This is a genomic window from Paraburkholderia sacchari, assembly GCF_000785435.2.
Taxonomy (GTDB): Bacteria; Pseudomonadota; Gammaproteobacteria; order Burkholderiales; family Burkholderiaceae; genus Paraburkholderia; species Paraburkholderia sacchari.
This window is the reverse complement of the sequence record NZ_JTDB02000005.1, coordinates 84,169-109,228: the sequence shown is the minus strand read 5'-3', so window position 1 is coordinate 109,228 and position 25,060 is coordinate 84,169. Positions and strand designations below refer to the sequence as shown.

22 protein-coding genes and 1 pseudogene are annotated in these 25,060 nt (G+C 63.7%); 10 read left to right on the top strand and 13 right to left on the bottom strand.

The window, feature by feature from the left end; translation table 11 throughout:
* Positions 1 to 21 precede the first annotated feature (21 nt).
* The 5 genes and pseudogenes from NH14_RS18900 (at position 22) to NH14_RS34125 (ending at position 6,190) form a co-directional block, all read left to right on the top strand.
* On the top strand, positions 22 to 1,017 hold the full coding sequence (locus NH14_RS18900) for an ABC transporter ATP-binding protein (protein WP_035524959.1): 996 nt from the start codon (positions 22 to 24) through the stop codon (positions 1,015 to 1,017).
* A complete protein-coding gene (locus NH14_RS18895; RefSeq protein WP_084225254.1) occupies positions 1,014 to 2,111 on the top strand; it encodes an ABC transporter ATP-binding protein in 1,098 nt (365 codons plus the stop codon). Before NH14_RS18900 ends, NH14_RS18895 begins: the two co-directional genes overlap by 4 nt.
* A 48-nt stretch (positions 2,112 to 2,159) precedes the next feature.
* Entirely contained in the window at positions 2,160 to 3,728 is a 1,569-nt protein-coding gene (locus tag NH14_RS18890) for an ABC transporter substrate-binding protein (RefSeq protein WP_035524347.1), read from the top strand.
* Positions 3,725 to 5,104, top strand: a complete 1,380-nt coding sequence (locus NH14_RS18885) for an acyl-CoA thioesterase/bile acid-CoA:amino acid N-acyltransferase family protein (protein ID WP_052147912.1) — start codon at positions 3,725 to 3,727, stop codon at positions 5,102 to 5,104. Before NH14_RS18890 ends, NH14_RS18885 begins: the two co-directional genes overlap by 4 nt.
* Positions 5,088 to 6,190 (top strand): annotated as a pseudogene (locus NH14_RS34125) (CMD domain-containing protein). The gene NH14_RS18885 and the pseudogene NH14_RS34125 overlap by 17 nt, the downstream one beginning before the upstream one ends.
* An 84-nt stretch (positions 6,191 to 6,274) precedes the next feature.
* On the opposite strand, the gene NH14_RS18870 reads toward NH14_RS34125, so the two are convergent.
* Positions 6,275 to 7,333 (bottom strand): beta-keto acid cleavage family enzyme, encoded by a 1,059-nt coding sequence (locus NH14_RS18870; RefSeq protein WP_035524340.1) that lies wholly within the window; start codon positions 7,331 to 7,333, stop codon positions 6,275 to 6,277.
* A 110-nt stretch (positions 7,334 to 7,443) separates the two neighbouring features.
* Here NH14_RS18870 and NH14_RS18865 point away from each other — a divergent pair, with 110 nt between their 5' ends.
* On the top strand, positions 7,444 to 8,472 hold the full coding sequence (locus NH14_RS18865) for an AraC family transcriptional regulator (RefSeq protein ID WP_035524337.1): 1,029 nt from the start codon (positions 7,444 to 7,446) through the stop codon (positions 8,470 to 8,472).
* 27 nt (positions 8,473 to 8,499) lie between these two features.
* Here NH14_RS18865 and NH14_RS18860 read toward each other — a convergent pair whose 3' ends face one another.
* The 8 genes from NH14_RS18860 to NH14_RS18825 form a co-directional block, all read right to left on the bottom strand.
* A complete protein-coding gene (locus NH14_RS18860) occupies positions 8,500 to 9,768 on the bottom strand; it encodes an MFS transporter (RefSeq protein WP_035524334.1) in 1,269 nt (422 codons plus the stop codon).
* 26 nt (positions 9,769 to 9,794) lie between these two features.
* On the bottom strand, positions 9,795 to 10,877 hold the full coding sequence (locus tag NH14_RS18855) for a sugar phosphate isomerase/epimerase family protein (RefSeq protein ID WP_035524332.1): 1,083 nt from the start codon (positions 10,875 to 10,877) through the stop codon (positions 9,795 to 9,797).
* Between the two features lie 149 nt (positions 10,878 to 11,026).
* Complete coding sequence (gene pdxR, locus NH14_RS18850; protein ID WP_202031708.1) at positions 11,027 to 12,493, bottom strand: MocR-like pyridoxine biosynthesis transcription factor PdxR; 1,467 nt, start codon at positions 12,491 to 12,493, stop codon at positions 11,027 to 11,029.
* Positions 12,494 to 12,510: 17 nt separating this feature from the next.
* Positions 12,511 to 13,173, bottom strand: a complete 663-nt coding sequence (locus tag NH14_RS18845; protein WP_202031707.1) for an HAD family hydrolase — start codon at positions 13,171 to 13,173, stop codon at positions 12,511 to 12,513.
* Between the two features lie 22 nt (positions 13,174 to 13,195).
* Entirely contained in the window at positions 13,196 to 14,212 is a 1,017-nt protein-coding gene (locus NH14_RS18840; RefSeq protein WP_035524324.1) for an ABC transporter ATP-binding protein, read from the bottom strand.
* Positions 14,213 to 14,222: 10 nt separating this feature from the next.
* The gene (locus NH14_RS18835; protein ID WP_035524323.1) at positions 14,223 to 14,993 is read right to left on the bottom strand and encodes an ABC transporter permease; all 771 of its coding nucleotides are present in this window, start codon (positions 14,991 to 14,993) and stop codon (positions 14,223 to 14,225) included.
* Positions 14,983 to 15,873: an ABC transporter permease gene (locus tag NH14_RS18830; RefSeq protein WP_035524320.1), complete on the bottom strand. Its 891-nt coding sequence runs from the start codon at positions 15,871 to 15,873 to the stop codon at positions 14,983 to 14,985. Before NH14_RS18830 ends, NH14_RS18835 begins: the two co-directional genes overlap by 11 nt.
* 99 nt (positions 15,874 to 15,972) lie before the next feature.
* Complete coding sequence (locus tag NH14_RS18825) at positions 15,973 to 17,037, bottom strand: ABC transporter substrate-binding protein (RefSeq protein ID WP_176329268.1); 1,065 nt, start codon at positions 17,035 to 17,037, stop codon at positions 15,973 to 15,975.
* Positions 17,038 to 17,254: 217 nt separating this feature from the next.
* Here NH14_RS18825 and NH14_RS18820 point away from each other — a divergent pair, with 217 nt between their 5' ends.
* The 3 genes from NH14_RS18820 (at position 17,255) to NH14_RS18810 (ending at position 19,900) form a co-directional block, all read left to right on the top strand.
* Positions 17,255 to 18,040, top strand: coding sequence for a UTRA domain-containing protein (locus tag NH14_RS18820; RefSeq protein ID WP_331253462.1), 786 nt, complete (start codon positions 17,255 to 17,257; stop codon positions 18,038 to 18,040).
* Between the two features lie 121 nt (positions 18,041 to 18,161).
* Positions 18,162 to 19,142, top strand: coding sequence for an ABC transporter ATP-binding protein (locus tag NH14_RS18815; protein ID WP_052147910.1), 981 nt, complete (start codon positions 18,162 to 18,164; stop codon positions 19,140 to 19,142).
* Positions 19,139 to 19,900: an ABC transporter permease gene (locus NH14_RS18810; protein WP_035524312.1), complete on the top strand. Its 762-nt coding sequence runs from the start codon at positions 19,139 to 19,141 to the stop codon at positions 19,898 to 19,900. The genes NH14_RS18815 and NH14_RS18810 overlap by 4 nt, the downstream gene beginning before the upstream one ends.
* A gap of 12 nt (positions 19,901 to 19,912) precedes the next feature.
* Here NH14_RS18810 and NH14_RS18805 read toward each other — a convergent pair whose 3' ends face one another.
* Positions 19,913 to 21,253 (bottom strand): hypothetical protein, encoded by a 1,341-nt coding sequence (locus tag NH14_RS18805; RefSeq protein ID WP_052147909.1) that lies wholly within the window; start codon positions 21,251 to 21,253, stop codon positions 19,913 to 19,915.
* A gap of 218 nt (positions 21,254 to 21,471) precedes the next feature.
* Between NH14_RS18805 and NH14_RS18800 the strand changes: the two genes are divergently transcribed.
* Positions 21,472 to 21,738 carry a hypothetical protein gene (locus NH14_RS18800; protein WP_035524946.1) on the top strand — a complete coding sequence of 89 codons (267 nt, stop codon included), beginning with the start codon at positions 21,472 to 21,474 and terminating at the stop codon, positions 21,736 to 21,738.
* Positions 21,739 to 21,826: 88 nt separating this feature from the next.
* Here NH14_RS18800 and ggt read toward each other — a convergent pair whose 3' ends face one another.
* From ggt to NH14_RS18785, 3 genes are all read right to left on the bottom strand, one after another.
* Positions 21,827 to 23,419 (bottom strand): gamma-glutamyltransferase, encoded by a 1,593-nt coding sequence (ggt, locus tag NH14_RS18795; RefSeq protein WP_035524308.1) that lies wholly within the window; start codon positions 23,417 to 23,419, stop codon positions 21,827 to 21,829.
* 71 nt (positions 23,420 to 23,490) lie between these two features.
* On the bottom strand, positions 23,491 to 24,285 hold the full coding sequence (locus tag NH14_RS18790) for an amino acid ABC transporter ATP-binding protein (protein ID WP_035524303.1): 795 nt from the start codon (positions 24,283 to 24,285) through the stop codon (positions 23,491 to 23,493).
* A gap of 1 nt (position 24,286) precedes the next feature.
* A complete protein-coding gene (locus tag NH14_RS18785) occupies positions 24,287 to 25,054 on the bottom strand; it encodes an amino acid ABC transporter permease (protein ID WP_035524301.1) in 768 nt (255 codons plus the stop codon).
* Positions 25,055 to 25,060 lie beyond the last annotated feature (6 nt).

Sequence of the window (25,060 nt, the reverse complement as noted above, 5' to 3'; positions counted from 1 at the left end):
CAGCACGCATCGCAGCCCTCCTTGCATTCCGCAACGCCGGCACTCGAGATCCGCAATCTGCGTACGCAATTCGACACGCGCGCCGGCGTGATCAATGCGGTCGACGACGTGTCGTTCACGCTCGCGCCGGGCCGCATCATGGGGCTCGTTGGAGAATCGGGCTCGGGCAAGTCGGTCACGGGCTTCTCGATCATGGGCCTCGTGGACGCGCCGGGCCGCATCGCCGGCGGCGAAATCCTGTTCCAGGGCCGCGACATCGTGCGGCTGCCCGCGGGCGAGCGACGGCATCTGCAGGGCAACCGCATCGCGATGATCTTCCAGGATCCGATGATGACGCTAAACCCGGTGCTGCGCATCGACGCGCAGATGACAGAGGCCGTGCGCGCGCATCGCCGCGTGTCGGCCGCCCAGGCGCGAGAGCTTGCGCGCGACGCGCTGGCCGCGATGGGCATTCCGAGCCCGGACGAGCGGCTGCGCGCGTATCCGCATCAACTCTCGGGCGGGATGCGGCAGCGCGTGGCGATTGCGATCGCGATGCTGCACCAGCCCGACCTCATCATCGCCGACGAACCAACCACCGCGCTCGACGTGACGATTCAGGCGCAGATCCTCTGTGAGGTGCAGAAGCTCGTGCGCGAGCAACGCACCGCGCTGATCTGGATCACGCACGACTTGTCGGTCGTCGCCGGACTCGCCGATGAACTCGCGGTGATGTACGCGGGGCGGATCGTCGAGCACGGCTCGGTCGATGCGGTGCTCGACGATCCGCAGCACCCGTACACGGTCGGCTTGATCGCGAGCCTGCCGAGCCTGAACCGGCGCGGCGAGCGGCTGCGCCAGATTCCCGGGATGACGCCGAACCTGCTTTCGATGCCAGCCGGCTGCGCGTTCGCGCCGCGCTGCGCGCATGCGAGCGCGGCTTGCAACGTGCGCCCCGAATTGACCGAAACGCAGCCTGGCCGGCTGGTCCGCTGCTTCCATCCAGGCGCCGCGCGAATCGCCAGGGAGGCTGCATGAGCACGCCCCACGACCATCCCGGCGCGACCCTTGCCGCCTCCGCGCCTGCCGTGCCTGCGTGGCCGGTCGACCACGCCGCCGATGCCCTGGATGCATCGGCGCCGCTCGTCGCGCTGAACCGCGTCAGCAAGCGCTTCGGCGAGCGCCGCACGAGCCCTGTCACGCGCCTGCTCGAACGCGCGCGGCTGGCACACCCGCCCGCCGTCGTGCACGCGATCGACGAGGTCGATTTCGCGGTGCGGCGCGGCGAAGTGGTGGGCCTCGTGGGCGAATCGGGCTGCGGAAAATCGACGCTCGGCCGGCTGCTCGCGGGCCTGCTCGCGCCCTCGTCGGGCGAGGTCCGGCTGGACGGCCGACTCGCCGACTCGCTGTCCGCCGCCGAGCGCCGCGCCGCGCGCCTGAAAACGCAGATGATCTTTCAGGATCCCTATGCGAGTCTCAACCCGCGCCTGCGCATCGACCGCATCGTCGGCGAAGGCGCGCGCGTGCACGGCCTCACCGACCGCGCGGGCTTCGACGACTATGTGAGCGCGCAACTCGAACGCGCCGGGCTCGATCCCGCGCTGCGCGAGCGCTATCCGCACCAGTTCAGCGGCGGGCAGCGGCAGCGCATCGGCATCGCCCGCGCGCTCGCGGTGCAGCCCGATCTGCTCGTGTGCGACGAAGCCGTGGCCGCGCTTGACGTGTCGATCCAGGCGCAGATCCTGAACCTCTTCATGGACCTGCGCGAGCAGCTCAATCTCACCTACGTCTTCATCAGCCACGATCTCGGCGTGGTCGAGCATCTGTCCGATCGCGTCGTCATCATGTATCTCGGGCGCGTCGTCGAGAGCGCACCCGCCGACGAGATTTTTCGTCATCCAAATCATCCATACACGCGGGCGCTGCTCGCCGAGATCCCGCGCATCGACGCGCGGCACAAGACCTTCGCCGCGTTGCGAGGCGAATTGCCGAGCCCGCTCGCGCCGCCCAGCGGCTGCCATTTCCACCCGCGTTGCCCGCACGCGCTGCCGCGCTGCAAGACCGAAGCGCCGGCGCTGCGCGGCATCGCGGTCCGCCACCTGAGCGCGTGCCACCTGAACGATGCGGCATGAACTCCTCTTTCGACTAACCGGCACACCACTTTCACAGGATCTTCCGACATGAAACGTCTCCTGCTGTCTTCCGTAGCCGCCGTGCTGCTGTCGGCCAGTATTGCCGCCGATGCGCAAACGCTGCGCATCGCGTTCGCCGATCCGCTGTCGTCGCTCGACCCGCAGCTCAACAACCACGCGGGCGACCGCTCGGACGACCTGCACTTCTGGGATCTGCTGGTCGAGAACAAGTGGAACAAGCTGCAGCCGGGCCTCGCGGTGAGCTGGAAGCCGCTCGACGCGACCACCTGGGAGTTCAAGCTGCGCCCGAACGTGAAGTGGCAGGACGGCACGCCGTTCACGGCCGCCGACGTGATCTTCTCCTACCAGCGCGCGCGCAACGTGCCGGGCAGCGTCGCGACGTTCGCCGGCTATCTGCGCACCATCGACTCGGTCAGCGCGCCCGATCCGCTCACGCTCGTCATCAAGACCAAGGCGCCGAACCCGGATCTGCCGCTGAACCTCGCTTCGGTGCACATCGTCAGCAAGCACATCGGCGAAAAGTCCTCGACCGATGACTACAACTCGGGCCGCGCGATGGTCGGCACCGGGCCGTACAAGTTCGTCTCGTACACGCCGGGCGACCGCGTCGAGATGACCCGCAACGACCAGTACTGGGCCGGCAAGCCGCTCTGGGAAAAGGTCGATTACCGCTTCGTCAACAACGGCGCGGCGCGCACGGCCGCGCTGCTCGCGGGCGACGTCGACGTGATCGACAAGGTCTCGGCCTCGGATATTCCGCGCCTCAAGCAAGCGCCCAACGTGACCGTCTATCCGTATCCGGGCCTGCGCGTGATGTTGCTGCAGCCGAGCTTCCATGAAGGCCCGAATCAATACATCACCGACAACGACGGCAAGCCGCTGCCGAAGAACCCGCTGCTCGACGTGCGCGTGCGCCGCGCGCTGTCGCTCGCGATCAACCGCGACGCCATCGTCACGCGCATCATGCAAGGCACCGCGAGCGTCGCGAACCAGTGGATGCCGAAGAACACCTTCGGCTACGACCCGGCTGTGAAGGACATCCCGTTCGACGCGACCCAAGCCAAGAAACTGCTTGCCGAAGCGGGCTATCCGAACGGCTTCAAGATCACGATGCACGTGCCGAACGACCGCTATCCGCAAGGGCCGGAAACTGCTCAGGCGGTTGCACAGTTCTGGACCCGCATTGGCGTGAAGACGCAGGTGGAAGTGGTGCCCTGGTCGATCTACGCGAGCCGCGCGGGCAAAAACGAGTATGCGATGTCGATGCTCGCGTGGGGTAATGGCACCGGCGAAGCCAGCTACGCGCTCGTGAACGTGCTCGCGACCGTCGACGCGAAGAAGGGGCTTGGCGCGTCGAACTGGGGGCATTACAGCAATCCGGCCGTCGATCAGGCGCTCGATGCGGCCACCGCGGAGTTCGACGAAGGCAAGCGCGAAGCGATTCTGCGCCACTCGGTCGAGATCGTGTCGAACGATGTGGGCGTGATTCCGCTCTTTCACTATCAGAACGTATGGGCCGCGCGCAAAGGCCTGAAGGTGTTGCCGTACACGAGCGACCGCACCGTCGCGATGCAGGTCACGCAGGTCGGCAAATGAGCGGTACGCAAACGCTCTCATTGACCGTTCTGCCCGCCGACGCGTTGATCGACGTGCCGCGCCGCATCGTGCTGCACGGCGCGCCGGCCGGCGCGCGCGTGGCGATCGCAAGCCGCACCGAGCGCGCCCACGGCGCGCCCTGGAGCGCCGATGCAGCGTTTGTCGCCGACGCGGACGGCATCGTCGATCTATCACGAGACGCGCCCGTGTCGGGCAGCTACGCGGGCATCTCGGCGCTCGGCCTCGTGTGGTCGCAGACGCCCGTCGACGGCACGAGCCGCGATGTGTTCCCCACGCCGCTCAGTGCCCTGGTTACTGCGCCGCTCGTGACGACGCTGACCGCGAGCGTCAGCGACGCTTCGGTGTCCGCAAGATTCACTCAGCGGCTCGCAACCGAGGGCGTGACGCGCCGCGAGATCCGCGAGCAGGGTCTGGTCGGCACGCTCTATCTACCGCCCGGCGAGGGGCCGCATCCGGCCGTGATGGTGCTGAACGGCTCGGGGGGCGGCATCAACGAACCGCGCGCGGCGCTCTACGCCTCGCGCGGCTACGCGGCCTTCGCGCTCGGCTATTTCAAGGCGCCGGGCCTGCCGGACTACATCTCGAACACGCCGCTCGAATACTTCGAGCGCGGCCTGCGCTGGCTGCGCGACACGGTGCGTCCCGCGCACGATTTCGTCGCGCTGTCCGGACAATCGCGCGGCGGCGAGCTTGTGCTGCTGCTCGGCGCGACTTTTCCGGAGCTGGTGTCGGCGGTAATCGGCTACGTGCCGAGCGCGCTCGTGCACAGCGCGCAGAACGCCGCCGATCCGGCAACGGGCCGCGAAGGCCCGACCTGGCTGCTGAACGGCGAGCCGCTGCCGCACATCTGGGAGAACAACCGCACCGCGAGCTGGGCGCCCTACGACGAAGGCCCCCCGCCGCACCGGCACGCGCATGCCATGCTCACCGCGCTCGACGATCCCGACGCGGTCGAACGCGCGCGCATCCGCGTCGAGCGCATTCGCGGGCCGGTCATGCTGCTCTCCGCTGAAGACGACGGGTCGTGGCCGTCGAGCCGCTATTCGCGCATGGTCGCCGAGCGGCTCGAGGCGCACGGGCATCCGCATGCGGTCGAGCATCTGGACTTCGAGCGCGCGGGGCATGCGATCGTGTTTCCGTATGTGCCGACCACCCAGGTCGTCTACGCGCATCCCGTGTCGGGCCGGGTCAGCACCGGCGGCGGCGAACCCGCCGCGAACGCGCACGCCGACGAGCGCTCATGGGCCGCCGTGCAGGCATTTCTTGCACGCGCTATAGAGGCGCGCGCAACGCAAGCAGGCAGCGTGGCCGCTTCCGACTCATCTTCCGAGGATTCTCATGACACAGACCGTTGATGACGCAACGACTGATCTCATCGATCGCCTTGTCGGGCTCGCGCCGGGCTCGGCCACGCAAGCGCTACGGCGTCGGCGCGACAAGGTCGCGGTGGCGACCCAGCAGAGCTACGACGCGCTATTCGACCCCGCGCTCGAAGGGCTGACGCTTGCTGAACGGCTGCTCGTCGCGTGCTACGCGAGCCGGCTGACGCCGTCGGCCACGCTGTTCGCGCACTACCGGGAGGCGCTCGAACAGCATGGCGTGGACCCGGTGGCGCGCGCGGCAGTGCAGACCGGCACGCCCGACGATCTCGCGGATGCGAGGCTGCGCGCGATCCTCGCCTTTACGCGCACGCTGATCGAGAACCCGGTGGCCGGCGACAAAGCCGCGCTGGCAACGCTGCCCGCCGCCGGGCTGACGACGCCCGCCGTTGTCACGCTCGCGCAACTGATTGCCTTTCTCTCGTACCAGACGCGCGTGGTCGCGGGCCTGCAGGCACTGAAACAACTGGAGACGTCGACATGACCGACCTGATCCGCTCTCACGGTTTCACCAACGAAACGCTCGACTGGGACGCCTGGCTCGACGTGGTCGACCTCGAACACGCGACGCCGGAGCAGATCGCGGTGCTGGGAGAAAGCCACCCGAAGGCGAAAGTCTCGGACTACTACCTGTTCCTCGTGCATCAGCCCGAGATTCTCAGGCAGCGCTCGGCGGCCTTCAACGCGATCATGTACGCGCCCGGCGGCCTGCCGCGCGCGGAGCGCGAACTGTCGACCACGGTGGTCTCGCGCATCAACGGGTGTGTGTACTGCGCCTCAGTGCACGCGCAGCGTTTCGAGCAGCTCGCCAAGCGCAACGACGTGATCCGCCAGGTGTTCGACGAGCCGCGCAGCGCCGGCACGACCGAACGCGAGCGCGCGATTGCGCAGTTCTCGATCGCCCTGACCGAGCGGCCCGATGCGGTGGACGCCGCGCAGCTTCGCGCGCTGCGCGAGGCCGGTCTCGACGACGCGGAGATTCTCGACCTGATTCACTCGGTGTCGATCTTCGCATGGGCGAACCGGCTGATGCTCAATCTCGGCGAGCCGGTTTTCCCCTGACGCGGAGTAAACGACACGGGCGGCTCGTGGCCGCCCCGATCGCGCCGGCACATGCCGGCGCCATGCCGTAACCGGCGTCAGCAATCAGGCAATCTTGCGCAGATGCCCTTGTTGTCTGCCGGCGCGGTTCGGCGCGAAGCCGTTGGCGTCCAGGGTTTCTTCCACCGTGTCGTAGAACACGCCGATCTTGCTGATCTCGCGCGCCTCTTTAGCGGTGGCGATCGGCCGGCCGAATTCGCGCGAAATGCGCACCAGCTGTTCGATTTGCGCGGGCGTGCCGATCTTGGCCGTGCGCGACTGATTCCACAGGTTGTCCTCGGTGCCCGTGCGCACGTGCAGACCCATCGCGATGCCCATCATGTTCACCGGCAGCACATTGAGCACGGAGCTTTCCACCGTCACCACCGCGCCATCGGGCACCGCACGCATGAAGTTGGCCAGGCTGTAGATGTTGGGCGCGTCCATGCCGCCGCCAATGGCGACCCAGTTCATCACCAGCGGGCCCTTGTAGATGCCGCGGCGCATCAGTCGCTCCACCGACTCGAAGCTGTTGATGTTGTAGCACTGGAACGCGCTTTGAATGCCGGCGGCCGAAAGGCGGCGAATATGCTCCTCGGCCCAGCCCGGTTGCGCCGGCACCGTCATTTCCTTGTACGCGTTGAACACCGCCGGGTCTTCCATCGAGGTGCCCTGGATATCGCGCGCATCGAATTGCTCCAGGATATTCATCTGCGAGGTGTTGATCGTCACCGTCACCTGGTCGGGCTTGGGGTCCAGCTCGGCCAGCATGTGGCGCGTGTCGTCGGAAAGCCACTTGGCGGCCGCGCCCTCGGTTTCCGGCGCGAAGCTGATGGAGCCGCCCACCTGGATGATCATCTCCGGCACGCGCGCACGCACCCCTGCAATCAGCTCGTTGAACTTCGACAGACGCTTGCTGCCCTTGCCGTCCAGCTCGCGCACATGCAGATGCAGCACCGTTGCGCCCGCGTTGTAGCAGTCCACCGCCTTCTGGATCTGCTCCTCCATCGTGACGGGAATTTCCTCGGGGAAGTCCGATGGCAGCCACGACGGCGCGTAGGGCGCGGCAGTAATGATCAGCGGCTGCTGGTTTTCGGGGAACAGGTGTCCGTCGAGGAAATTCATGGCGTGCCTCCTGGCTAAGCATCTAATGGATAGTGAGTAGAAGGATATCGCCCTCAAATCGACTGCGATGTATTATTTGGGACATTCGATGTCGAAATTGGGACACCCCCATGAAGCGATTCATGCTCACGATCCGCAGCGCCAGCCTCACGGGCTATACCGATCTCGCCCGTCATGTGGGGCTGGATCCCGCGCGCATGTTGCGCAAGGTCGGCTTGAATGCCCGCGATCTCGTGAACCCCGATACACCCATCAGCACCTATGCGGTCCGGGAACTGCTGGAAAACAGTGCCGCGGCAGCGAACGTGGAAGATTTCGGCTTGCAACTGGCGATGCGCCGCCGGCTGTCCAATCTCGGACCGATCAGCGCCGTCATGAGCGAAGCGCCCACGGTGCGCGATGCGCTCGAGAGCCTGTGCCGTTACATACGCCTGCTTAATGCGTCGCTGCTGACCCGCATTGAGGATCATGGCGATGCCGTCTTGATTCGCGAGAACATTCTGGTAAGCGACAAGAATTCGGTGCGGCAGTCCATTGAAATGGCGGTCGGCGTGCTTTATCGGAGCATGGAGGAACTGCTCGGGCCGAGTTGGCGGCCGCGCAGCGTCTGCTTCGAGCACCGTCCACCGGATGGCGCGACATGCCACAAAACCTTCTTCAGATCGGCAGTCGAATTCAATTCGAGTTTCAACGGCATTGTGTGCAACGCGAAGGACCTGGCTGCCTGTCGGCTTGGCGGCGGGTCTGGCGGTGGCCCTGGCGGCGATTCGCAGATGGCGCTCTATGCCCGGCGCTTTCTGGATCAGGCCTTATCGGGCGCCAACGAAAGCACCACGCATACCATTCGCCAGGTGATCGTTGCGATGTTGCCCAACGGCCGGTGCACGGCGGACCAGGTGGCGAGGCACCTGGGCGTGGACCGGCGGACTTTGCAACGGCGTTTGGCCGCCGAGGAGACGAGCTTTTCGTCGCTGCTTCAGACGGTTCGCTGCGAACTCGCCTCTCGGCAAATCCGCGATAGCGATCGCTCGCTCGCGGAACTCGCGGATCTACTCGGTTTTTCCAGTTCGAGCGCGTTTGCTTTCTGGTTCCGAAAGCACTTCGGCATGACGGTTTCGAACTGGAGGGCGGCTCAATAGGTTGCGAAGGCGCGTGCACCGCCTTCGCTACACGGCCGTTGCGGGGCTCGGGGCGCGGCCCGTGCGCGTGACGCGCGCCAGCACATTGGCCACGCCGATTCCGATCAGCGCCATCGCGGTCATCGACCCAAACACATAGTGATAGCCCGTCACCCCAGGATACGCATCCAGCATCGCGCCGTAGATCATGAATGCAAACATCCCCGGCGCGTAACCGATGAGGCAGGCAACACCAAAGGCGGCACCGCTGATTTCATTGGGAATCCCGGCCTCCTCCATCGGCGCCCAGAACACGCCGCGCATCGTGAAGACGATCAGTGAAAATCCCAGCGTGGCAATCATCCCGGCGATCATGTATTCGGGTTTTCCAGGCAGACACAGAATCACCGCCATCATCGGAATCAGCGCAAAAAATGCCGCACGTATATAGCTGATCGCGCTGCCGAATTTCTTGTCGGACAAATAGCCGCCCAGCGGGCCACCCACAATTTTCAAGCCATACTGATTGATAATGCCGTAGGCGCCCACGAGGCCAACCGGCAAACCGTACACGTACTTGAGATACGGAATGAAATAGGTCAATCCGCAATACACCACGTACACCATAAAGACGTTCAGACTGACGAGCCACAGTTTCGGCAGACGTATCGCCATTTTCAACGCCGCCAGACCCGATACTTGCGAAGCATCACGCTCGGCGGGCGAGTGCTTGTCGGCTCCACTGAGCAGGAAGAACGTAAGCACGCCAACCAGGATGTCGATCACCGAGTACATCAGGATCGCCGCCTTGAACCCGCCTGGGCCCGAGCCCATCACGACGAACAGTCCGAGCGCGGAAAATGCCACCAGCGTATCGATCACCCCGCGGCCGCCTTCCAGGAAGCCGAACATGCGCCCTTGCTCATCGCTGTTGCCAAGATTGCGAATCGCCTTGAGCAGCGCGGGCCAAAACAGGCAGTCGGAGCAGACCGCCAGCGCAGCGAACAGGACGAGCAACTGGTTGTAGCCCGGGAACGTGCTCAGATAAATGCCGATGACGCCCGCACCGACCATCCCCAACGAAATGGTCCGGCGCGCCTGGAATCGATCGGACAAGTAGCCCCCGACCACGAACAGTGCGGTCGCAAACAACGAGTTGACGCTCAACAGCACGCCGATCTGCGCGTTGGTCAAACCCAGGTACTGCTGCATCGGCACATAAAACGCATCCTTGAGGTTCGCCAGCTTGTAGACTGTCCCGCCTCCCATCACAAGCACTACGAACTTAAGCCATTTCATCCTGTCAATCGACTTCATTGTCTTCTCCATGGGGTCGTTTTATTTCAGCAGCCGGATGCGGTCCCGGCCATCTGCAGGCGCAAATCTGCAAGCTCGCGCAGACGCAGCAGCAGCGAGCGCACGTACCGGATCTGATTGAAGGCCCAGCGAGGCTCCTGCTCGAGCAGCGTCTCCTTGCTGAGGCCGCCGGGAATGCCCGTTTCGCTCATTTCCCGGTACGGTATAAATGGATCGTCTGCTTCGCTCATCCGGCGAAACATCGGTGCGTAGTAGTGATTTTCCTGTTCGAGTGCGAACGCAACGATTTGCGGCTTCGATTCGCCAAGCATCAGCAGTTCGAACAGCATCCGTGCGCCGGGAAGATCGTCGTCCGCACTGCCCTGCAATACGCCGCGATGGCCGAAGCCGTCGCCTTCCTTCAGAATCCGCACACCCTTCATGTGAACCTGGCCAATGTATGGCGCCAGCTGGCGCAATGCGCTCATCGGCGACTCGCATGCGTTGATCATGTTGCCGAAGTCGAACAATGCATGCAGGCGCGGGTGCCCGACCGTGCGCAACAGATCCACGATCTCTGCACTCTTCAGTTCCTCGTGCTGCTCGAAATAAAAATGCAGACTGTGGCGGTCGGCGAGTTCCGCGAGGTAGCGCAGGTCGGCTTCCACACGCTTCATTACCTCGGACAGCAAGCCCTCGTAACGCGAATACACGCGAATGTGTTCGACCGCCATGATCCGCGCGATGCGCACGACTTCGTCCACGTCCGGACGCCGGGTGCTACTGATCTCGAGATGCACGTCCAGGCCGAGCCGGCTCGCGTGAGCCGCCACCTCGCGCAGTTGCGAATCGGACATTTGCCCGAGGCTGCGCTCCTCGCCGTCGAGCAAATGAATGCAGATGCCGTCCAGTTCGTGCCGATACGCGTGATCGAGCAGATCGCAAGGATGAAAGCTGCCGTAGGTGAAATTGCCCAGCATGGTGTACGCGTGCGCGAACAGGCGTACGCTGTCGATACGCTCGATCAGCTTGCGCGCCAGCGCCGGGGTGAGTTCGGGAATATGCGCAGATTCCTCGGCATCGAGCTTCTGGCCGATCAGCGTCGCGAATCGGGACTGGACGAATGGCATTCGAACTCCTGTTGAGGAAGGATGCATGAGAGGAGCGCATCCAGAATGCCGTCATTAGATCACCATAGCGGACCGGTCGTTAGAGCCATTAAATAGCGTCCCGACATGTCCATTTTGAGCCGCCGCGCAACTCCTGCAGGGCACGTTCGTTACGCCACGCCCAGTTGCTTCAACGCATCGGCCATGCGCGCCACCGCTCGCCGCATATTGGCCTCGGCCGTGCCCGCAAAGCCGATGAGCAATGCGGAGCGCTGCGTCTGCTGCAGGCAGTATTCCTGAAGTGCATACGTGTAGACGCCGCGTTGTGCGAGCGCGCGGGCGACGTGCAGGTCGTCGACATCCTCGCCCAGCCAGCCAAGCACATGCATGCCGGCATCGACCGGCCCGGCGCTCAGGCAATGCCCGAGTTGGCCGCCAAGCTCCGTCAGCAGCGCACCTTGCCGCCGTTGATACAGCCCGCGCGTGTGCCGGATATGAGCCTGCAGATGGCCTTCGCGGATGAAATCGGCAGCAACCGCCTGCATGAGCGTGGACGGGCTGCGCCCGATCACCGTGCACACCGCGGCGAATGGGGCGACGAGATCCCGCGGCAACACCACGTAGCCTAGCCGAAGCGACGGAAACATCACCTTGCTTAGGGTTCCGACATAAATGACATGCTCGTTCCGGTCGAGGCCAAACAGGGCCGGCAGGAGCGGCCCGCGATAACGCAGTTCGCTGTCGCAATCATCTTCGATGATCCAGCTCTGCGAATCGCGTGCCCAGTCGATCCACTCCATGCGCCGCCCCAAACTCATGGTCATGCCGAGCGGATGCTGCCGCGAAGGCGTGACGAACGCCAGACGCGCGCGAGGGTGACGGGCAATGCCAAACGACACGTCGGCACCCTGTTCGTCGAGCGCGATTCCGCAGAGCCGGCAGCCTTGCGCCTGAAACGCGAGGCGGGCCGCAATATGGCCGGGATCCTCGACCCATACCGCATCGTCCGGATCGAGCAGCAACATGGCGAGCACGTTGAACGCCTGCTGGGCGCCCGACGAAATGGCGATCTGATCGACCTCGCAGTCGAGCCCACGGACATCGTTCAGGTAATCGGCAATCGCCTCGCGCAGGGGCCGGTAACCGAGCGGATCGCCATAGCCGAGCAAATCGATGTCGCGCCGCGCGCCGTGGCGCGACAGCAGACGCTTCCAGACGCGCACGGGAAATTCCTCGAACGCGCCCTGACTGGAGATGAACGATTCCGGCTCGTCCGGCGACCACGATCGCGGGGCCCGGCTGAACAGGTCGCCTCGCGCGGAAATGGTCGCGGCGCCCCGCGCGGAAAGATGCGGCCGTTCGCGCGAAGGTTGCGGCCGATGCGGCGCGCTCCACTCGCCGGCAACATAGGTGCCGGCGCCAATGCGCGAGGTTAAAAACCCTTCCGCGCCCAATTGCTCGAACGCGTTGACGATCGTGATGCGAGAAACGCCGAGTTCGCGAATCAATGTGCGCGTGGAAGGCAAGCGCGTACCGCCGGTCAGCCGGCCACTCAGGATTTGCCTGCGAATCTGCAGGTAGAGTTGCCGATGCAATGGAACGTCGCTCGTGCGGTCCAGCGCAATGTCGGCTAGCAATACACCTCCCGACACTTTCACTTTTCAATCCCATCGCGTTGCCTGCTGGGCGGCAGCCAGTGCAGCACTTGCCAGCCGCGCTCCATGGCGATTGCGCGTAACGTCGCATCCGGATTCACCGCGTGACCATGATCGACCGCCGCGAGCATCGATACATCGTTGAACGAATCGCTGTAGCCGTAGCTTCCGTCGAGACTTTCGCCCTCTGCATTGAGCCAGGCGCGTATACGGGACACCTTGCCTTCGCGATAGCTGAGTTCCCCATGGGTATCGCCGGTATAGCACCCGTTTCGCGTTTCCACGACAATCCCGATGGAGTCTTTCACGCCGAGCCGATCGGCAATCGCGCTGACGAGGTGCTCGCCCGTAGCCGACACAATGAGCAGCCGGTCCCCCCGAGCGCGATGCCATTCGAGCTGACGCAAAGCTTCCGGAAAAATACGGGGCAAAACGATGCCTTCGACGAACTCCGCCATCCAGGCCGCAACGACTTCCCGCGTCAGCCCGCGTATCGGCTCCAGTGCGAAACGCACGTACTCGCGCATGTCGACACGGCCTTCGCGATAGGCCTGCAACAGGGCCTCCTCGCGCGGCAGCATCGCGCTCGGGGCGCGGCCTCGCTCCACGAGATAGTGCAGCCACAGGTTCGCGCTGTCGCCGTCGACGAGCGTATCGTCCATATCGAATATGCCGAGCGCCATGTCAGTGCACCTCTCGCATCTGCTGCGGGTCGACCGTCAGCGCGACGAGCGTTCCGGGCGCAAAGAGCTGGTCCTCGCGCTGATTGAGCCGGTCGACACGAAGCATCACGCCTGACGATTCCACCTGATAGCGAATCACGTTGCCGAGCAACTGGCGATGCCGGACCGTTCCCGTAAGCGGTGCCAGCTGCGTCTCGCCCACGACATCCGCGAGCGAAGCAACCTGAATGGCCTCCGGCCGAATCGCCAGATGCCCATCGATGGTCATGTCGAATAGCGCATTCGCGTCGCCCGGCGAGAGCATGTTGTAGTTGCCGATGAAGCGTGCAACGAATTCCGAAGCCGGCCGCGCGTAGATGGTCTCCGCTTCCCCTTCCTGCACGATGCGCCCCTGATCCATCACGAAGATGCGATCGGAAAGCGTCAACGCCTCCTCCTGATCGTGGGTCACGAAGATCGTCGTGACGCCAAGGCGCGACTGGATGTCACGAATTTGCTCGCGCAGCGAGCGGCGAATGCGTGCGTCGAGCGCGGACAGCGGTTCGTCGAGCAGCAGTATGCGCGGCTCTACCACGAGCGCACGCGCGAGCGCGACGCGCTGGCGCTGCCCGCCCGAGAGTTCATGCGGATACTGATGCTCCTTGCCGCCCAGCGAGACGAGACGAATCGCATCCACGACTTTGCGCGCGCGCTCGTCTGCTGCCATCTTCTTGAGCTTGAGGCCGAACTCGATGTTTTGCGCAACCGTCATGTTCGGAAACAGCGCGTAGCTTTGAAACACCATGCCGATCCCGCGCTTTTGCGGTGCGACGCGCGTGATGTCCTCGCCATCGACGCGGATAGTGCCCGCGTCCACATCGGTCAGTCCCGCGAGACTGCGCAGCAGTGTCGACTTCCCGCAGCCACTCGGCCCGAGCAGCGTGACGAATTCGCCTTTGCGCAACGAGAAGCTGATATCGCGAAAGACCGGCGTCGTGCCGTATTGCTTGGTCAAGCCGTTCGCTTCGACGTAGTTCATGGTGGTCGTCCTATTTGCTGAATCGCGCGGTAAGCCAGGTCAGAATCAACGCGGTGAAAAAGTAGCTCATGACGATGGCGCTGGTGAAGTGGCCACTCGTCTGGCGCACGTTGTACAGATAGACTTGCAGCGTTTCGTAATGAGATCCCGCGAGCAGATTCGCAAAGACAAAGTCGCCAAGCAAAAACGCAAATGACAGGAACAACGAGGCCATCAGCGCCTTGCTCAAGTTCGGCAGAATGATCTTCACGAAAGCAAGCGATGTGCTCGCGCCAAGCAGATGAGCGGCATCCATCAGGTCGCGGATATTCATGCTTGCCATGCTGTTCGCCAGCGCGCGGTACATGAACGGCAAAGCGATGGTGAAATAGCAGCCGAGCAAAATCCACGGCGTGCCGTTGATCGCGATCGGCCCGTCTGCGTAGATATTGAGCAGACCTACCGACGTCACGACCGGCGGCACCGCGAATGGAATCAGGATCAGCGCGCTCATCACCTTGTCCAGGCGCGGAAACCGGTAAAAGACCACGAAGGCCGTGGGGACGATGATCAACGCGCTGAGCGCGAGCGCGCCGAGGCACACGGCCATCGAGCGACCGAATGCAGCCATGAACGCCTTGTCATGCAAGAGTTGCCAATACCAGCTCAGCGAAAGGTCGTCCGGCAGGATCGTGGCGCCCCAGTGCCTGGACAACGAATACAGCAGGGTGGCGAGTATCGGCGCGGCCAGGATGGTCACGAGCACGCCAACCACGGCGCGATGGTAAAGGTCAGCGCGCATGACGAGTCCTCCTGTTCAGCAGCCACTGATTGGCGACGGTCACGGCCAGCAGGAGCAGCATCAGCAGTACCGAAAGCGCGGCCGCCATGTTGGGATCGAGGAACAAATCCCCCGATACGAGTCCAGCGATGCGCACGGTAATCAGATTGAAGTTCCCCTGGGTTAGCGCATAGGCGCTGGCATACGCGCCGATCGCATTCGCGAACAGCAGGATGAACGTGCCGAAGATCGCGGGCGCCAGCACCGGCAGACCGACATGGCGCCAGTATTGCCAGAGCTTCGCGCCGAGCAAGGATGCGGCGGCCTGCCAGTCGTCGTCGAGCGCGTCGAATGCCGGGTACAGCAGCAAGATGCCAAGCGGAATCTGGAAGTACGTGTAGATCAGAATCAGTCCGTTGATCGAATAAAGATCGAAGTGCTTTGCCAGCCCCCACGCCTCGAAGAGCAGCGTCAGCGATCCGTTGGTGCCGACGAGGATGATGAATGCGAACGCCAGCGGCACGCCGGTCAGATTGCTCGTCATGTTCGTGACCGACACGACCAGCCGCCGCAGCCTGCCCGGCACGCGCCTCAACGAGGCGGCGCCGAAAATTGCGATCACGAGGCCAATCGCGCTCGACCACAGCGATATGCGAAGGCTGTTCCCGAACGCCTGCCGATAGAAAGGCGACGACAGAATTTCCGCGTAATTCGCGAGCGTGAAGCCTTGCGTGGATTGCACGCTGTTGGCGATCACCCATACCATCGGCGCGAGACAGAACAGCGTGAAGACGACGGCAAATGGAACCAGCCAGATGGCGGCTATGCCGGACCGCCATCGAATGCGCGCGCGTGCGCGTTCGGCATGCTCGCCGGCGACTAAAAGTGAGGGGGTTTTCATCACAAAGGAAACTCCGGTTCACGAAGTTGGACAAGCGAGCGTTCGACCGGACCGGCGCCCGAACGCATGTTTCGGGCGTCGGCCGGCGGCGCGCTTGCGTTACTGCATGTTCACCATCACCACGTCCTGCCACTGGCGCGGCAGCTTTTTGACCGACTCATCCCACGCGGCAAAATCCTGAATCGGCTTCACCGACTTGTACTCGCTCGCGGGGAGCAGCTTCGCCTGCACGTCGGGCGGGAATTTCACGGACGTGCGAATCGGGCGCGCATAACCGCGCGCGAGATTCAACTGCCCCGCATCGCTCAGCACGTATTCGCGGACGAGCTTCGCGGCGTTCGGATGCTTCGCATACTTGTTGATGATAAGCGTATAGCCGGTTGTCACCGACCCGTCCGAAGGAACGTTGACCGCGAAGCGGGACGGGTCGATCCGGTCGCGATAGCCAAGCGCCGTGAAGTCCCAAAGAATGCCGACCTCGATTTCGCCCTTTTCCAGATTGGCCAGACTCGGATCCACGAGCGACAGCCGCCCCTGCTTCGCCAGTTCGGCAAACAGCTTGAGGCCCGGCATCAGGTTTTTCTCGCTCCCCCCCTGCGCAAGCGCAGCGGCCAGAACCGCGCTGTTCGCGCGTGCCGCCACGCCGACGGCTCCGAGCGTCACCTTGTACTTGCCGGAGAGCAGATCGGCCCAGGACTTCGGCGGATTTTTCACCAGCCGCGTGTTGGTGATGAACGCGATCGTGCCTGTGTAATCGACGATACAGTTCCCGTCCTGGCTCTTCGCCCAGTCCGGAATATCGTTCCAGGTACCCGGCTTATAGGGTTGCGTCACCCCGCGCTGCACCGCAAGCGGACAGAAGCTCTGGCCGACGTCGCCTATGTCGGCTGTCGCATTACTTTTCTCCGCGTCGAACTTGGCAATTTCTTCCGCCGAACTCAGGTCTGTGTCATGGTGGTCCAGTCCATATTTATGCGTCAGTTGAGCCCAAGTGTCCTTCCAGTTCGCCCAGTCGTCAGGCATGCCGACGCTATAGACCGCGCCCTCTTTCTTCGCTGCCTGCGTAAGCGCATTCAAATCCTCCGCCCCGGCCTGTGCCGCGCTGGCGCAAACCACAACCCCAATGACACCCACGAGTGTTTTCGCTTTCATGACGCCTCCCATCTGGTCCAGTCCAGTTTCGCCATGCGCAGAACATATCCGGTGGTAATATCAGTGTCAATGGCTTTTCGCATCTCACCGGAGAACCCAGGCAGAGATGCGAAAAATCATTTCATGTCATTGATTTTTAATAATTTTGTGAAACACAGGCAAACGCATCTGTGGCGTCGTCTGCCCACCGGGACGAGCGCCTGAACTGGCGATTTCCTCAGACGAAACGTTGACCATTGCACCAAAATTTGGAGTAGTCCAATTGGCAGAATCTGAGCGCAGTACCACTCTAGCGGCCCATATCAGGCAGTCCATCGAGATGCAGATCGACGGCAAGTTGCTGCTGCCGGGCGCGAAACTGCCGTCCGAACGAGAGCTTTCGGAACTGTTCGGCACCACGCGCACGACGGTGAAGGAAGCGCTGGTGGCCATGGAGGCGGAAGGACGGATCTATTGCGAGGACCGGAGAGGCTGGTTCGTTGCGCCACCGAGGTTGATTTACAACCCGCTCTATCGCTCGCCGTTCCATCAGATCGTCACCGATCAGAAGCGCTGCCTCGAAACGCGGGTGCTGCTGTCGCGCACGATCGTGGCGACGCCTGCGATCTGCCAAAACCTCGAGTTGCCAACCCTGTCGCGCGTGCACGAAATCCATCGGCTGCGCAAACTGGACGGCCGTGTCGTGATGCTGGCAAAGCACTATCTCAAGCCAGAGAAGTTTCCGCGGATATTCGAACATGACTTGAGCCAGTCGCTGACGACGCTGTACCAACAGAGCTACGGCATCCGCTATGGCCGCTCGCGGTTCGAGATCACTCCGACTGCCGCGTGGGGCGAAGTCGCCCAGGCGTTGATGTTGACGGAAGGCAGCCAGATTCTGATGATTTCGAGCATCATCTACGATCAGAACGATGAAATCGTCGAGTTTGAAATCGAGCACTGGCGGCACGACGCGGTTCGCATCATCGTCGACAGCCTGGAACTCGAACGCATCAAGGCGCAAGCGCAGCAATGACCGGCGCCACAAACGCCCTGCGTGTGTGAACGCTTTGCCGGCATCGCCAAGGCTTAATGCTCGACGTGTCATGCGTTTGCGGCTCGAACGAGCACCCAGGCTTTCTGGTAATGTCACGCACATGCAAACGATCCTCTCCGTCGAGAATCTCTCGAAAACCTATGCGTCGGGATTCCGCGCGCTCAAGCACGTCAACCTGAACATCCAGCGCGGCGAGATTTTCGCGCTGCTGGGGCCGAACGGTGCGGGCAAGACGACGCTCATCAGCATCGTCTGCGGCATCGTGAATGCGAGTGAAGGGAGTGTGCGCGTCGCGGGTCACGATATCGTCGCCGACTATCGCGCCGCGCGCTCGCTGATCGGCCTCGTGCCCCAGGAGCTCACGACCGATTCGTTCGAAACGGTCTGGGCCACGGTCTCGTTCAGCCGCGGCCTGTTCGGCAAGCCGCCCAACCCCGCGCATATCGAGCGCGTGCTGCGCGACCTCTCGCTGTGGGACAAGCGCAACAACAAGATCATCACGTTGTCGGGCGGCATGAAGCGCCGCGTGCTGATCGCGAAGGCGCTCGCGCACGAGCCGCAAGTCCTGTTTCTGGACGAGCCCACCGCGGGCGTGGACGTCGAATTGCGCCGCGACATGTGGGAACTCGTGCGCGGGCTCAAGGCCAGCGGCGTGACGATCATCCTCACCACCCATTACATCGACGAAGCCGAAGAAATGGCCGACCGGATCGGCGTCATCAACCGCGGCGAAATCATGCTCGTCGAACACAAGGACGCGCTGATGCGCAAGCTTGGCCGCAAGCAGCTGACGTTGCAGCTCGAAGCGCCGTTGAGCGCCATTCCGGCGAGCCTTGCCAACTGGGGACTGGAACTCGCCAATGGCGGCGGCGCGCTCATCTACACCTACGACGCCGAGCACGAACGCAACGACATCCTCACGCTGCTCAAGAACCTGAGCGAGGCCGGCATCGGCTTCACGGACCTGCAAACGAGCCAGAGTTCGCTGGAGGAGATTTTCGTGAGTCTTGTCCACAAAGACCCTGCGGCCGTGGACTCGGCCGTTGCGGATAGCAACAAAGCACAGGTGAGCTCCCGATGAATCTTCACGCCATTCGCGCCATCTACCGTTTCGAAATGGCGCGCACCCGGCGCACGCTGATGCAAAGCATCGTCGCGCCGGTGATATCCACTTCGCTTTACTTCATCGTGTTCGGTTCCGCGATTGGCTCGCGCATCCAGGAAGTGAACGGCGTCAGCTATGGCGCGTTCATCGTGCCGGGCCTCATCATGCTGTCCCTGCTGTCGCAAAGCATTTCCAACGCGTCGTTCGGCATCTACTTCCCGCGCTTCACGGGCACGATTTACGAGCTACTCTCCGCGCCGGTGTCGTATCTGGAAATCGTGATCAGCTATGTGGGTGCGGCCGCAACCAAATCGGTGCTGCTGGGCGTGATCATCCTCGCCACCGCTGCGCTGTTCGTGCCGATCCAGATCCAGCATCCGTTCTGGATGGTGCTGTTCCTGCTGCTCACGGCGGTGACGTTCAGCCTGCTCGGCTTCATCATCGGCATCTGGGCCGACAACTTCGAGAAGCTGCAAATCGTGCCGCTCTTGATCATCACGCCGCTGACCTTCCTCGGCGGCAGCTTCTACTCGGTCGACATGCTGCCGCCGGCGTGGAAGGTGGTCACGCTGTTCAACCCGATCGTCTATCTGATCAGCGGTTTTCGCTGGAGCTTTTACGGGCTCGCCGACGTCGACGTCAGCGTGAGCCTCGCCATGACGGCCGCGTTTCTCGCGGTGTTCCTCGCGATCACCGCCTGGATCTTCAAGACCGGTTACCGCCTGAAAAGCTAAGCAGCACGCTCATCAGGCCGGCAGCGGCCCCGGCGAGTCGTCCTGCGGCGCGGCCTCGCGCTTGCCGTCCAGGATAGTCAGCTTTTCGGTCAGGTCCGGAAATGCGTGACCCGCCGCGCGAAGCTCGCCCACGAGCCGATGCGCGGCCGCCCTGCAGTGCGCCAGCGTTTCGTGCAAGCGCGGCTCCGCCTGCAGACCGGCCACCGCCTTCTCCAGTTCCGCCGGGGGCTCGCTCAGCAGCGCGGGCACCACTTCATCGGCGGGGATCAGCGAGCCGTGACTCAATAGCTGGCCGGTCCAGTCGCAGCCGTACAGCAGCGCGCGCCGCTCGGCTTTGCGCGCCTCGTCCTGGTCGAGCGCGGCGAGGCTGTTGCGGTTCTTCTGAATCTCGGCGCGCCAGGTCGCCAGAATGTCGGCGCGCAGCGCCGCGACCGCGTCGCCGAGCGGCGCGTTCTGCCCGCCTGCCACGAGGCGGCGCTCGTCGAGCCGGTCCACCTGTTCGCGGTAGTTTTCGAGGTACGACTGCCAGTTCAACGGCAGCGACGGCTTTTCGAAGAACGCGCGGCGCACTTCGTTGAGTTCGTTGCGGATATCCTGGAGCGCCTGGTTGTCGGCGATGCGTGCTTCGTGCACGTCATGGGCCGTCACCATCTGCCGATGCAGCGGGAATAGCGGATTGCCGTGGCGACGCTGCAGATGCCGTTCGGCGGCGCCCGGGCGGACACTCCATTTCCAGTTCGGCAGCAGTTTCGCGTCGAATTCGACGGCCTCGATCATTGGCCGGAACAGCGCCAAAGCTTCGTCGGTAGCGTGGCGGAAGCAGTCCGCGAGCTTGTAGTCATTGCCTTGCAGCGACGCGCCCGCATCTCCCGCATAAGGGGACTCGGGCATGAGCCTTAGCGCGCCCGTGGCCAGAAAGAACTCCATCGGCAATTCCACGGCCTGGCCTTCCTGGCTGAAGGTGCGCTGTTCGGCGGAGATGGTTTCGACGGAACGCGCGAGGCGGCTTTCGAGGTCGAGCAGCGCGTCGATGGCGTCGCCCGACGCCGGCTGCGCGGCATCGGCAAGCAGGCAGAACGTTTCGCGTGCCATGCGCGCCGCGATGGCGCCGTGCTTGCCGGCGAACAGCCAGAACCAGAGGGCGAGCTGATAGCCCTTGACGGCGTTTCGGGCTGTCGCTTCGACATTGGGTGCGAATGCGATGCCGGGCGCGGCCCAGTTCGCGAACGGCGGGGTTCCGGCGCCCTGGTACATGCCCAGCAGCTGCCGAATCGATTCATGCGTACCGGTGGGCCAATGGTGCGCCTCGGCCTCTTCGTGGCGCTTCTCAGCCTTCCAAAACCTCCAGTCCATCCCGTACCTCGCAAGAAGAGCAAGCGTATTCGTGCTACGCGGTGCGCGCGATACTTGCATAATCCGCCGGAGGCGTAAACCAATGTTGCGCTTCGTTACCTCGTTATCGCGGCGTGCAAGGGTCTGTTCATGAACAGACCCTGGGGATACTCCCAAGTTTGCGCGAAATGACCGCCGTGCCACTCTATCTCTCAGTGCCATTCCCTACGGAGGCAGGCATGCAAGCTGAGACGCGCAAGAATGCAAGGGTCGCCGCTTTTCTGAACCGGTCGGCGTTGTGTCTGCTGATGTTGCCAGTTGCGTGTCTTGCCTGGGCGCTCCAGACGTACCCGCCTCATCACGCGTATTTGCTCACCTTCTCGCTGGGCACTTGGGTCTGGACGTTCGCCGGCGTCCTCTTTGTGGTCTCGGCGGCCTTCCACGTCGACACTCCCGATCAGCACATCGAACACGACACCGGATTCCGGGAAGCGCACGGGCACTGAGTTGCCCGTGTATGGTGCAAGCGGGTGGTCATCACGCACGTGACGGCCACCTCGTCTTGACGCCCGGTGAGGGCGCGTAGTCACGCCCTCAATATCCGAGCGCGCATCCGTCTTTTCGATGATCGGATGCGCCCGTCAGCACGCCTCGCTCCCAATCGATGCGGATCGCCTGCGAGCCGCCAATCGGTCCGGCGCTGGGCAGGAGCGCGAAGCCTCGGTCCGCGAGTACCGCGCGCGTGGCTTCGGGCAGCGTCGATTCGATTTCCACCGTGGCCGTGCCCGGGCGTGGAAACACGCGCGGCAGATCCATCGCCGTCTGCATGTCCAGCCCGTAATGCAGCACCTTCGACAGAAAATGCGCGTGCCCCATCGCCTGATAGTGGCCGCCCATCACGCCGAAGCTCATCTGCACGCGGCCATCGCGCGCCACCATGCCGGGGATGATGGTGTGCAGCGGGCGCTTGTGCGGGGAGATTGCGTTCGGATGCCCCGGCTCGACCGAAAAACCCATCCCGCGATTGTGCAGCATCACGCCCGATTCCTTGCCCATCAATCCGCTGCCGAATGCATAGAACAACGAATTGATGAAGCTCACGCAGTTGCGGTCTCGATCGACAACGGTGATATAGACCGTATCGCGATGCTCGACCGAAGCGAGCGCGGCGGCCGGGTCCAGCACGCTCTCGAGATCGATGCGGCTACGCAGCGCGTCGACGTACGCGTCGGATAGCAGGCGCTCCACATCGACGCCCTGCTTGCGCGGGTCGCCCAGCACCGCATCGCGCACCGCGTAGGCGAGCTTGGCCGCTTCGATCTCGCGATGCAGGCGGTCGGGGTCGAGCGGTCCGCCTTCGGCATCGTACTTGTCGAGCAGCCTCAGCATCAGCAGCGCGATCATGCCCTGCCCCGCCGGCGGACATTCGATCACGTCGTAGCCGCGGAACTTCGCGCGGATCGGCGTAACGTACTCGCCGCTGAACGCCGCGAAATCGTCGAGCGTGTGCAAGCCGCCGTGCTCCTGCAACTTGGCCACGAGATCGGCGGCCACCGCGCCGCGATAGAATGCGTCGCGGCCCGTCTCCGCAATTGCGCGCAGCGTGTTCGCGAGGCGCGGCTGCCGGTGGATTTCGCCCGCGCGCAGCGCGGCGCCGTCGACGAGCATGGCCTTGGCCGCCACTGCGTCGCGCGCGAGCGTCTCCACTTCGGCGGCCCAGTCGCGCGCGGTGCGCGGCGCGACGGCGTAGCCTTCTTCCGCGAAACGGATGGCCGGCGCGAGCACGTCGCGCAGCGGCAGACGGCCGTGATCGCGATGGAGCGTCGTCCATGCATCCACGGCGCCCGGCACAGTCACTGCGTGCGGCGAATGACGCGCAATCGCTGTGACGCCCATCGCGCGCAAACGCTCCGCGCTCGCGGCGGCGGGCGCCCAGCCCGAGCCGTCATAGGCGATTACGTCGTCGCTGCCGCCGCGCGAATAGAGCGCGAAGCAGTCGCCGCCGATGCCCGTGGAACCGGGTTCGACCACGCATTGCACTGCGCACGCGGCAATCGCGGCGTCCATGGCGTTGCCGCCCGCAGCCAGTATCTGGATGGCGGTAAGCGTGGCGCTCGGGTGCGAAGTCGCGGCCATGCCGTTGCGGGCCATGACGAGCGAGCGGCCCGGCGTTTCGAAGTTACGCATCAGCGTACTCTCCTTTATTTGGTGTCCTGATGATGGATCATGGAAGGCGGCGCTGCCGCCTTCGGTATGGATTACGCGGGCGCGGCGGTGCGCAAGGTGCGCCGCAGGAAAGTCTGCGTGCGCGGGTGCGAAGGCGCGGTAAAAATGCGCTCTGGCGGCCCTTCCTCGATCAGCTCGCCCTGGTCGAGCACGACCACGCGGTCGGCCACCTCGCGGGCGAAGCCCATCTCGTGCGTGACGACCACCATCGTCATGCCGTCTTCCGCAAGCTCCTTCATGACCTGCAGCACCTCGCCCACAGTTTCGGGGTCAAGCGCACTCGTGGGCTCGTCGAACAGCAGCACCTTGGGCTGCATCGCGAGCGCACGCGCGATGGCAATGCGCTGCTGCTGCCCGCCGGAAAGCTGCGACGGATAGTGGTCGGCGCGATCCGCGAGTCCCACGCGCGCGATCAGCGCCTTCGCTTGCTTGACGGCTTCTTCGCGCGGCATTTTCAGCACGTGAATGGGCGCCTCGATCACGTTCTCCAGCGCGGTCATGTGCGGAAACAGATTGAAGCGCTGAAACACCATGCCGATGTCGCGGCGCTGCCTTGCGAGCGTGCGTGCCGAATCGCGCACAAGCGTGCCGTTCGGACGCTCGACAAAGCCGAGCAGCTTGCCGTTCACGCGCACGCGCCCGCTGTCGTACGACTCCAGCAAGTTCAGACAGCGGATGAAGGTGGTCTTGCCCGATCCCGAGGAGCCGATCAGCACCACCACCTCCCCCTTCGCGACGCTCAGCGAGATGCCGTTGAGCACCTTGGTCGAGCCGAAGGACTTGTGAATGTCCGACGCCTCGATCACGATTTCCCGAGCTTCGTTCATATCAGCGCCCCCGCAGCAGCTTCATCGTTTGCGCGCCGAACAGGCGCGTGTTCGCAGCCGGCTTCGCCTCGCCGCGGCCGAAGTGCGCTTCCAGCTTCCGCTGCACGAAGCCCCAGAGCGTGGTGAGCGCGAGGAAGTAAATGCCGAGCACGAGATAGAGCTCGAACACGCGGAAGTTCACCGAGGTGATCATCTGCGTGCTGAGCAGCAGTTCCGGCACGCCGATCACGCTCACGAGCGTGGTGTTTTTCAGCATCACGTTGAACTCGTTGCCGAGCGGCGGCACGATCACGCGCAGCGCCTGCGGCAGCACGACCCGGCGCATCAGCAGCACCGAGGTCATACCGAGCGAGCGCGAAGCTTCGTACTGCCCACGATCGACCGAACTCAGTCCCGCCCGAATGATCTCCGCCTGATAGGCAGCCGAGTTCATGCCGAGTGCGAGCACGGCGGCCTGGATATTGCCCGGCAGCGTGACGATGCCGAAGTCGAGATCGTGAAAATGAAAGATGTTCGCGGCGGCGAACGCCGTGTACAGAAACACGATCTGCATGAGCAGCGGCGTGCCGCGCATGACCCAGATGTAGCCGCGCGCGAGCGACTGCACCGGCAGGCTCGGCGAAAGCCGCATGAGCGCAACGACGAGGCCAAGCGTTGCGCCAAGCACGACCGCGCACGCGCTGATCGAGAATGTGAGCCACAGCCCGCGCAGATACGCAGGGCTGGGCTCCAGCAAGAACTTCCGGAAAATTTCCCAGCTGAAATTCATGGCTTC

Coding starts and splice junctions, on each gene's coding strand:
- NH14_RS18895 (WP_084225254.1), top strand. CDS start 1,014: ATGAGCACGCCCCACGACCATCCCGGCGCGACCCTTGCCGCCTCCGCG.
- NH14_RS18890 (WP_035524347.1), top strand. CDS start 2,160: ATGAAACGTCTCCTGCTGTCTTCCGTAGCCGCCGTGCTGCTGTCGGCC.
- NH14_RS18885 (WP_052147912.1), top strand. CDS start 3,725: ATGAGCGGTACGCAAACGCTCTCATTGACCGTTCTGCCCGCCGACGCG.
- NH14_RS18870 (WP_035524340.1), bottom strand. CDS start 7,333: ATGAATTTCCTCGACGGACACCTGTTCCCCGAAAACCAGCAGCCGCTG.
- NH14_RS18865 (WP_035524337.1), top strand. CDS start 7,444: ATGAAGCGATTCATGCTCACGATCCGCAGCGCCAGCCTCACGGGCTAT.
- NH14_RS18860 (WP_035524334.1), bottom strand. CDS start 9,768: ATGAAGTCGATTGACAGGATGAAATGGCTTAAGTTCGTAGTGCTTGTG.
- NH14_RS18855 (WP_035524332.1), bottom strand. CDS start 10,877: ATGCCATTCGTCCAGTCCCGATTCGCGACGCTGATCGGCCAGAAGCTC.
- NH14_RS18845 (WP_202031707.1), bottom strand. CDS start 13,173: ATGGACGATACGCTCGTCGACGGCGACAGCGCGAACCTGTGGCTGCAC.
- NH14_RS18840 (WP_035524324.1), bottom strand. CDS start 14,212: ATGAACTACGTCGAAGCGAACGGCTTGACCAAGCAATACGGCACGACG.
- NH14_RS18835 (WP_035524323.1), bottom strand. CDS start 14,993: ATGCGCGCTGACCTTTACCATCGCGCCGTGGTTGGCGTGCTCGTGACC.
- NH14_RS18830 (WP_035524320.1), bottom strand. CDS start 15,873: ATGAAAACCCCCTCACTTTTAGTCGCCGGCGAGCATGCCGAACGCGCA.
- NH14_RS18825 (WP_176329268.1), bottom strand. CDS start 17,037: ATGGGAGGCGTCATGAAAGCGAAAACACTCGTGGGTGTCATTGGGGTT.
- NH14_RS18815 (WP_052147910.1), top strand. CDS start 18,162: ATGCAAACGATCCTCTCCGTCGAGAATCTCTCGAAAACCTATGCGTCG.
- NH14_RS18810 (WP_035524312.1), top strand. CDS start 19,139: ATGAATCTTCACGCCATTCGCGCCATCTACCGTTTCGAAATGGCGCGC.
- NH14_RS18805 (WP_052147909.1), bottom strand. CDS start 21,253: ATGGACTGGAGGTTTTGGAAGGCTGAGAAGCGCCACGAAGAGGCCGAG.
- NH14_RS18800 (WP_035524946.1), top strand. CDS start 21,472: ATGCAAGCTGAGACGCGCAAGAATGCAAGGGTCGCCGCTTTTCTGAAC.
- ggt (WP_035524308.1), bottom strand. CDS start 23,419: ATGCGTAACTTCGAAACGCCGGGCCGCTCGCTCGTCATGGCCCGCAAC.
- NH14_RS18790 (WP_035524303.1), bottom strand. CDS start 24,285: ATGAACGAAGCTCGGGAAATCGTGATCGAGGCGTCGGACATTCACAAG.
- NH14_RS18785 (WP_035524301.1), bottom strand. CDS start 25,054: ATGAATTTCAGCTGGGAAATTTTCCGGAAGTTCTTGCTGGAGCCCAGC.